Genomic DNA, 8,421 nt, shown 5'->3' with positions numbered 1-8,421 from the left:
CGTGGGATATGCCTTTGGTGTTCAGGAAGAGCAGGATCAGGGTTAGGAGGGTGAGGGAGATAAGGGGTTGGGAGAGATGGAGGTAGAGGAGTCGTTTAAGTTTTGCTGGGGTTTGAACTTGAATTTTCATAATTTGAATTCTTCTGAATATTAAATGGATTAGGATGTTAATTTATCCTTTATTTCCGTGACGGTGATAGATAGCCGATGAATTCTCCTGTGGACCAGCTTAGAAGAAACAAAATTAGAAGGGGTAAGGAGAAGAGAAATTTCCTCCCATGCTTTTTTTTAATCAGCACCTGTTGTGTGATCCGAGATAGAAATACGAGGGGAATCAAAGGAGATAGCAAAATATAGATAATCCGCTTTATACCGGAAAGACTCGCTGTACGGGCCTTACCAAATTGTTTTCCATGCCAGAATCGTTGCTTTATAAAACCCGGTAAACTGAAGGATTTCTTATGATATACCACAATAGTCGGTTTCATCAAAAGCTGAAGGCCGTCCTTCCTGAGTTCTGCATGAACGGTAGGTTCCCAAAACCCCTGACGTCTGGCCTGTTTGTAACGATCTAAGACCCATCTCTTATAGGAGGCATTATCTCCGGCAATTTCGCTGACAGTTCTTTCTGGAAAAGGAAGCATATAACGACTGTAGCGGCAGAAAAAAATAGCCCACTCCACAAGTCCTGCAGATTTATCGTTCTCTATAGCTCCCCCTATACCTGGGTAAGGAGTGCTATCATGGGCTTTCAGGATCTCTTCTATCCAGTTTTTCTCTGGAACACAATGGGCTGTTGTAATAGCAACGATATCACCGGTACTTTGATTGATCCCGATTTCCCACAATTGTGGAATGAGGTCAGCTTCTGAAGTCCTTAAAAGGTTTATGTTGGGAAATTGTTGGCTGATAATCTCGGTAGTACCATCGGTAGAATTATCTACAACAATAATTTCAACGTTATGGTCTTTTTGTTGGTTTTCCAATGAAGCCAGACAGTCACGGATACTGGTTCGGGCGTTATTTGCCCCAATTACGATAGATAACTTCGATTTCATGAAAAGTTAGACTGTACCTGTTTAAGGGTCTTTGGGACCCACCGAACTAACAAGCCCGGCGCCCTGGATCAACCGATCCCGTATTCGGGCTACTGCAAGGGTTTCTTCTTGGGAGATAGGCGACTCAGATCTTGTCTGTACTGCTTTATAGAAATCGGCAACCAACCGTCGGAGACCTGGATAGGCCGGTTCGCGTTGGAAGATCCTTCGTCCAAGATTTAGGGTAGCAGACGATAGTCTTCTAAACGCCAGATCAAAGGGGTGAAGTATCTTTCTTGTCCTGGCTACCTTACCTGGTTCCATGAATGCAAAGCCATGGAACAGATCCAGGTGGATCGTTCCGGTTGTTCCTATTATTTGAAAGGAACATACTGTTGGCCGGGCATTCATACTGATGAAAATAACCAAAGTAACACCTGAACTCTCCCCAAGGGCACGGAGTTCTCCATAGCCGGGCCGCATGACCAACCAATCCTTCTCAGGGAGGGTTGTCGGTAGGAATAGGTACATGAGGGAGAGAGGATGGGGTAAGATATCTGCCACGATAAAATCAAGCTGCTCGCGGGTTAGACCAGTTCCACCTGCCGAATAAAAAACTCCTTCCATATGGACCAACCGTCCAATTCGAGGCAGTAATTTCCTGGCCTTTAGAACCCCATCTTGAAACAGGAATTGATGGACAGGACATAGGAGTACGCCTCGGCTCTCCGCTTGATCAAAAAGATGTTCCGCTTCACGAGCTTGAAGAGTCATGGGTTTCTCTATCATGAGATTGAGGCCGGCTTCTATAGCCAGCTCGGCAATCTTATAATGGGTAGCCGCAGGGGTGCAGATATGGAGCACATCCAGAGGAATCCGATCCAGCATCTGCTCAACATTCGAAAAGCTTACAGTACCCCGATACTTGCGTGTAAGATGCCGGGCTGCATTCTGATCAATATCTGCAACGGCCGAAAGATACCCCCCGACCCTTTTTATGGCCCAGGCATGCCAACGACCCATCAATCCCGCTCCAACGATTCCAGCTCGAATCAACGTAAGATGTAAAAGACGTAAAATGTAAAGAAGTATTTACAAGCAGATTTTACATTTTACGCTTTACCCGTTACTATTTTTAAATTTTAAAATAGCGGGCCATTTCTATGGCCCTGTTAGCTTGCGCGGCATCATAGGCAGCGAGAGCCAGCGCCAGAGTGTTTCGATTATCCCTTGCATGACCCCTGGGTTCCTTTCCATTCTCAATTGCCTCAATAAAGTTTTTAAAATGAGCGGCTGTTGCTGAGGCAAAAGGATTGATTCCATCCTTGGCAATAATTTTCGATCGGTTTCCATTTTGCAGAACGGCCTTTCCCCCCTTAACAAAGTTAAAACCAAGAAAAGGGCGTTTCTCCCGGGTATGTAACCCCATTTCAAGTCGGATTTCTCCTCCAATAGAAGTATAAATAGATGCAAATTCGCCATCTAACCTCATGTCCAGGTAATGCTCTGGCCCCTTGCTCAATCTATCCAGAACGATGGATGCCGCCCGTCCATCTGAAAACTCTACAGAGATTATATTGACAACCTCAGAGGTCATATCTGACATTGGATTCGGCATATGAGCAAAGATCTTGACAGGATTATCTTCGAAAAAGAATCTAATAAGTTCAAAAACATGGATCCCGAATTCAAAACACAATCTCCTCTGTAATTTACCCCTCCAGCTGGCTTCAGTTTGCTCGGTAGGATGGAAGGTCTGCCAGGCATGGAGAAATAGTAACCGGCCAAATTCGGGTGATCCGATAAGTGCCTTTGAGGATCTATAAATATTCATATAAGGAAACTGGTTATTGACTACTACCAGACGTCTGGCTCTTTCAGAGGCCCTTATGATTTCATCGGCCTGGTATAAACTTTCTGCCAGGGGTTTTTCACAGAAGACGTGGCAACCATAGTCCAGGGCCATTAAAGATTGTTCCTGATGGAGGGAAGGAGGGGTACATATAGAGACAATATCCGGCTTTGTCTTTTCTATCAGTTCTTGAGGATTATCATACACCTCTGGCAGATGCCATTTTCTCTTCATAAAAGTTCGGGCAGTACGGTCAACATCACATCCCGCAACTACACTCACTTTATCTCTAAGCTGAGAATATGCCGGCAAGTGAATATTTCGGGTTACGGCTCCCAAACCCATAATTGCAACACGAAACATGCCTTTACCCTCTTTCACTGATCGATTACCTTTTGCTTTCTTATTTTAAGGATAAATCAATGAGTTCAAGCTACACAACCATTGTTTAAACTGACGGTATCCTTCTTAACAGAGTGTTCTTCTACTTATGGCTGAATGCCTGCCACAAGCTTTGAAGGAGAGGACCCTTCTTACCTCCTATAAACTTAAACAAAGAGAGGATGAAGAGGGTCCAAAGACAAATCTTTAATATAAGAAATCCAGGCGTATTTACTTCAGACCAGCTCGAAACCGCCCCTCCAACTCCAATAATGGCCAGTATATAAAGTGGAAGCCAACCTATGGACTTATGGATGACTATTCTATGATTTGACCACAGATACCAGCTTGTAAGGGTAAATATCAAAAGGCCGTTAAAGAGGAAAGCCATTGCAACCCCTCCAATCCCATAGTATGGAACCAGCCACCATGAAAAGGCCATAATTCCTAGATCCCCAAGGAGGCAGACTTTCACATGTATTGCTATATGATCTAATCCAATTACGAGGGCCTGATTTACTCCGGCTAATAATTGAATGGCTTCTGATAGAACGAATAGATAAACATAGGGTGCGGCAGCCGCAAACTTGGAGGAATAGAGGAGAAATAACCACCAATTTGGGAACAGCACCATTGGCAGGGCGATAATCCCGATAACGACCGAGAGGGCGCGCAGAAACTCGACGGCTCTTTGAAATTTCTCCCTGTTTTCTCCTTTCCTGTTCATTGTTGGAGTCAGGAACAGAGCGTTGGAGGATCGCATAACCGTTTTCAGGGCCAGTCCAAGACCCATGGCCGCCTGAAGAAGCCCCGATTCTATGAAGCCGCCTGCACGAAGAACGGCATACCTGGCTACAAGGTATGCCAGCGGTGTGGTAAAGGAAATTATGTACAAAGCTCCGGCAAAACTCAAAGCCTGAGGGTAACGTCGGACCTCCTGGAAGAGTTTAACCTGCTTGTCGTGAATTCGAAGCCCCTCTCTTCGAAAAAGATACCACATACCTCCGGCGACTAAGGCAAAAGTTACAGCCAAATTTCCCGTATAATATCCGTGCAGACCGGCAATAAGAATCCCTCCACCCGATACTATCGCTAAGAGAATGGCAGTTAGGAGTCCTAAAAGCGCAGAAGCACGCACCCGCTGAGCCGCTGCCATAACGTTCATCAACAGCCCTATCAGATTGGTCGCCGGAATTGCTAACAATGCAAGGGTAACAACTTCTTTATACTCAGCCAGTTCTTTTCCCAAAATAGCTGGCCATCCCCATATCAAGGCAATCCCAACCCCTGTTCCGAGGAGTGAAATCAGAAATAAGGCTCGCAGAAACGTTATATAGCCTTTGGTAAAGGCTTCCCGGCTTTCACTGTGTGCCGCTGAGAGAAACTTCACTGAAGCAAAGGGCAGGCTGAAAGTACTTATCAGAGCTATTAAACCGACGGCCTGATCAATCACACTGATAACACCCACACTCTCTGGACCAGCGGTTACTGCAACAATCTTCGATCGGAGCAGATTGAAGGCCATGGTAGCAACCTGGATGGCGCCAATTGTCAGGATGATTTGGAGTATCGAAAACGTGTTAATACCTGACTCCTGCCTGGTTTTCCCTTCAGTTACAAAAGCACTCTGCGATTCAGAGGAGAATTCGGATCTACCAGGAGGCATCATACCCATACCCTTTATTTTTTATCAAGATATATTTTCTAATCCACTACAACAGAAACGGTTCAAGGATTTCTTGACCTTCTCCTTATCCCTGGATATTTTTTCGCTCGATGATCTATCGGTAATGGTGAATAAGCTGAGTCAAACCACTTCCTCAGGCCCAGACTTTCCAGAAGGCTCGGTTAGTGAACCATAGGTGGTTGAGATGCTCGAGATCTCGGTAGGTATCCACACAGGCCCATTCACCCCGATGTTCATAGACCATGAGTTGACCATCTTGAGCTAACTTTTCCAGAGGCCCGGGTTCAAAATCACAGTCATCAGCTGAAGAGAGATAATCGAATATCTTCCGAGAGAAGGCAAAGAAGCCTCCGCTAATGAGCCCACTGGATGTCTGAGGTTTTTCCGTAAACAGTTCAACCTGGTCTCCACGAACCTGAAGTTCACCAAATAAAGAAGGAGGTCTCACTCCGGTCACAGTTCCAATTCGGCCGTGGCGTAAGTGAAACTCAACCAACTGCTTAATATTTAAGTTGGCAACCCCATCTCCATAGGTCAGTAAGAAATGCTCATCTTCTATTAAGTGCTCAATCCTTTTGATTCGGGCTCCCTTAAGGGCTTTTTCTCCCGTATCGATGAGTGCCACATGCCAGTCTAACTCATTATGGGAATTGTGTACTTCTATAGATTTCTGTTTCCCTAAATAGACAGAAAAATCGCTATTGTACATCTCATAGTGATAAAAATACTCCTTAATAATCTCTCCCTTGTATCCCAAACAGAGCACAAAGTCCTTGAAGCCGTAATGCGCGTATAACTTCATAATGTGCCACAGGATCGGCTTTGTGCCAATTTTTACCATAGGTTTCGGTCTAAATTCGGTTTCTTCTCGGAGTCGTGTTCCCAGACCCCCACATAAGATAACGACTTTCATCTTTACACCTCCTGGCATTCTTCGAAGAATTGCTTAACACAACGGATTACCTCCTGAACCTCATCATCTGAGAGTCCACAATGGAGAGGAAGCGTTAGAATCTCTTCATAAGCCTTTTCTGCCACAGGTAGCGTCAAGCCATCCACTCGAAAATACGGATGCAGATGATTTGGAATGTAATTAATCCCTGTTTCGATGTGACGGTCTTTCAAAAATTGCATCAGGGCATTACGTCGCCCGTCTTTTACCCGGATCACATAAATATGAGGCGCACATTCATGATAATTTATCCGAAGTCGCTGCAAACCGGAAATATTCTTAAAAGCTTCTTCGTATTTCTGGCAAATTTCTCTACGCCGGGCAATAAAGCCGTCTAACTTTTTTAGCTGTTCGATACCGATAGCCGCATTGATATTGCTCATATGGTAACGGAAGCCCTGGGTTGTGACTTCGAACTGCCAGCTTCGCTCCCTCCAGGGAGCTGTTGAATTAGATTTACGATTTATTCCCAGGAGCCGCTTTTGCCGTATGAGCTCAGCCAGTGCTTCCTCTTGACAAACCACTGCTCCTCCCTCCCCACAGGTGATATTTTTGATGGAATCAAAGCTAAAACAAGTTATATCGCCAAAGCTTCCAATCTTTTGTCCTTTGCTGGTTATTGAGCCAAAGGCATGGGCAGCATCTTCCACAACTCGAAGTTTGTATCGTTCCTTTATTTCAAGTAGTGCTTCCATGTTACAGGGATTTCCTGCATAATGTACCGGCATAAGGACCTTAGTCTTTGGCGTGATCCTCCGTTCCATATCGTTAAGATCCATGAGGAGTGTATCGTATTCAACATCACAAGGCACAGGGGTAGCCCCTGTAGCTTTGATTGCTTGAAAGGAGGCTACAAATGTCAGTGAGGGAACGATCACCTCATCCCCCTCTCCGACCCCTAAGGCATCGAGGGCAAGATGAAGTGCAGCGGTACCCGTGTTAGTCGCAATAACATGTTTGGCTCCAAGGTAGTTCTTCAAAGCTTCCTCAAACTCGATGACCTTGGAGGCCAACCCAAAGTATCCATATTCGAAGGCTTCTCGGACTGCAGCCAGTTCTTCTTCTCCTAAACATCCTTTCGAAACTTTAATCATTAAAACCCACCCATTTTCAATTGACTTGGCCAATACCCATATACCTAACCTTTTTGGGCCATGAAACCTTACGCAGGATATTGCGACCGTCTATAATGATCTGACGTCGCATCGAATTACACAAGGTAGTCCAATCCCATTCTGCAAACTCAGGATAAGCTGTCACAACTATGGCCGTATCGGAATCTCTTAAGACCTCTTCCGGAGTATTGCAGAGAGTTGCCAAGTTATCAAATCCTAATTCCGGGGGTATTGAAGCGACGAAGGGATCATAAGCCTTTACGATAGCCCCTTTGTCTAGCAAGAGTTTAATAACTGTTAGAGCAGGAGATTCACGTAGATCATCGGTACCGGGTTTGAAGGCCAGACCTAACACAGCTATGACAGCCCCTCTTAAAGATCCCAAAGCTTCTTCAGCTAGCTTTTCCAGGATTGCGGGCCGCTTGCTATTAATAGTCATCACGGCATCAAGTAAGTAAGGGGTTATAGCGCGCTCACGTGCATAGGCTCGCAGGGCATTTACATCTTTTGGTAAACAGCTTCCACCAAAACCACAACCAGCCCACAGGAAATTGAGGATACCCGGTTTTATTTGCTCCCCGTTAATCACGGGCGATAGTCGGCGATCCAGATGCACACCCTGCATAACCACATTAATATCTGTATCAGGGGTAACTTCGCAAAGTGCCGCTATTTCATTACTAAAGGAAACCAAAGTCGCCAGCAAAGCGTTGGCGGCATACTTTATCATCTCTGCGTTACGGAGTGTGGTAAAAATTCTGGGACAGTCAAACGGTTTATAGACTTCCCCCAGTGTCTGCCCGGACCTTTCATCCCATTGACCAATCACAATGCGATCCGGATTCATGAAGTCATGGATAGCCGAGCCTTCCCGCAGGAATTCTGGATTCATACACAAACCAAATTCTCCTGCTTGTAAACCAGAACCTTCTTCAAGGAGGTTACGTACCAGCGTATCTGTCGTACCGGGCACCACGGTGCTCTTTAGAACGACAAGGTGATAATCAGAGACATGACGTAAAGCATATCCAATTTGCCGGGCCGCCGTTGCGATATAGGATAAATCAATGCCCTGGTCACTTTGAGGTGTGCCGACGGTGATGAACGTTACTTCGCTTCTGGTAATAGCTTCTACCAGATCGGTAGTCGCATAGAGTCGCCGGCTGGCCACCACCTTAGAAAGCATTTCTGCCAGTCCAGGTTCGTAAAAAGGCACTTTCCTATTATTGATGGCAGTTACGCGCTCAGGTACGATATCCACACAACTCATCTCATGACCCATAGAGGCCAGACAGACCCCGGTCGTTAATCCTACATAACCTGTTCCGACAATGGCTATACGCATTTAAATTCCTCAGCAGACTTTAAGTCGCAGTTCATTTATTTTACCATCCAGG

7 protein-coding genes are annotated in these 8,421 nt (G+C 45.5%); all 7 read right to left on the bottom strand.

Annotated elements, in window-relative coordinates; all coding sequences use genetic code 11:
- Positions 1-179 precede the first annotated feature (179 nt).
- Complete coding sequence (locus VNM22_17930; GenBank protein ID HWP49040.1) at positions 180-1,058, bottom strand: glycosyltransferase; 879 nt, start codon at positions 1,056-1,058, stop codon at positions 180-182.
- Positions 1,059-1,079: 21 nt separating this feature from the next.
- The gene (locus VNM22_17925) at positions 1,080-2,093 is read right to left on the bottom strand and encodes a Gfo/Idh/MocA family oxidoreductase (GenBank protein HWP49039.1); all 1,014 of its coding nucleotides are present in this window, start codon (positions 2,091-2,093) and stop codon (positions 1,080-1,082) included.
- 79 nt (positions 2,094-2,172) lie between these two features.
- Positions 2,173-3,252: a Gfo/Idh/MocA family oxidoreductase gene (locus VNM22_17920; protein ID HWP49038.1), complete on the bottom strand. Its 1,080-nt coding sequence runs from the start codon at positions 3,250-3,252 to the stop codon at positions 2,173-2,175.
- Positions 3,253-3,373: 121 nt separating this feature from the next.
- Positions 3,374-4,939, bottom strand: a complete 1,566-nt coding sequence (locus tag VNM22_17915) for a hypothetical protein (protein ID HWP49037.1) — start codon at positions 4,937-4,939, stop codon at positions 3,374-3,376.
- A gap of 151 nt (positions 4,940-5,090) precedes the next feature.
- Entirely contained in the window at positions 5,091-5,870 is a 780-nt protein-coding gene (rfbF, locus tag VNM22_17910) for a glucose-1-phosphate cytidylyltransferase (GenBank protein HWP49036.1), read from the bottom strand.
- Between the two features lie 2 nt (positions 5,871-5,872).
- Complete coding sequence (locus VNM22_17905) at positions 5,873-7,003, bottom strand: DegT/DnrJ/EryC1/StrS aminotransferase family protein (protein ID HWP49035.1); 1,131 nt, start codon at positions 7,001-7,003, stop codon at positions 5,873-5,875.
- A gap of 16 nt (positions 7,004-7,019) precedes the next feature.
- On the bottom strand, positions 7,020-8,369 hold the full coding sequence (locus VNM22_17900) for a UDP-glucose/GDP-mannose dehydrogenase family protein (protein HWP49034.1): 1,350 nt from the start codon (positions 8,367-8,369) through the stop codon (positions 7,020-7,022).
- Positions 8,370-8,421: the final 52 nt, after the last annotated feature.

The organism is Candidatus Limnocylindrales bacterium (assembly GCA_035559535.1).
In the GTDB taxonomy this organism is placed as follows: Bacteria; Moduliflexota; Moduliflexia; order Moduliflexales; family JAUQPW01; genus JAUQPW01.
This window is presented reverse-complemented; position numbering and strand designations above follow the sequence as displayed.

Excerpts from the sequence above, each read along its gene's own strand:
- VNM22_17900 (HWP49034.1), bottom strand. The coding sequence starts at position 8,369 with ATGCGTATAGCCATTGTCGGAACAGGTTATGTAGGATTAACGACCGGG.
- VNM22_17905 (HWP49035.1), bottom strand. The coding sequence starts at position 7,003 with ATGATTAAAGTTTCGAAAGGATGTTTAGGAGAAGAAGAACTGGCTGCA.
- VNM22_17930 (HWP49040.1), bottom strand. The coding sequence starts at position 1,058 with ATGAAATCGAAGTTATCTATCGTAATTGGGGCAAATAACGCCCGAACC.
- rfbF (HWP49036.1), bottom strand. The coding sequence starts at position 5,870 with ATGAAAGTCGTTATCTTATGTGGGGGTCTGGGAACACGACTCCGAGAA.
- VNM22_17920 (HWP49038.1), bottom strand. The coding sequence starts at position 3,252 with ATGTTTCGTGTTGCAATTATGGGTTTGGGAGCCGTAACCCGAAATATT.
- VNM22_17915 (HWP49037.1), bottom strand. The coding sequence starts at position 4,939 with ATGATGCCTCCTGGTAGATCCGAATTCTCCTCTGAATCGCAGAGTGCT.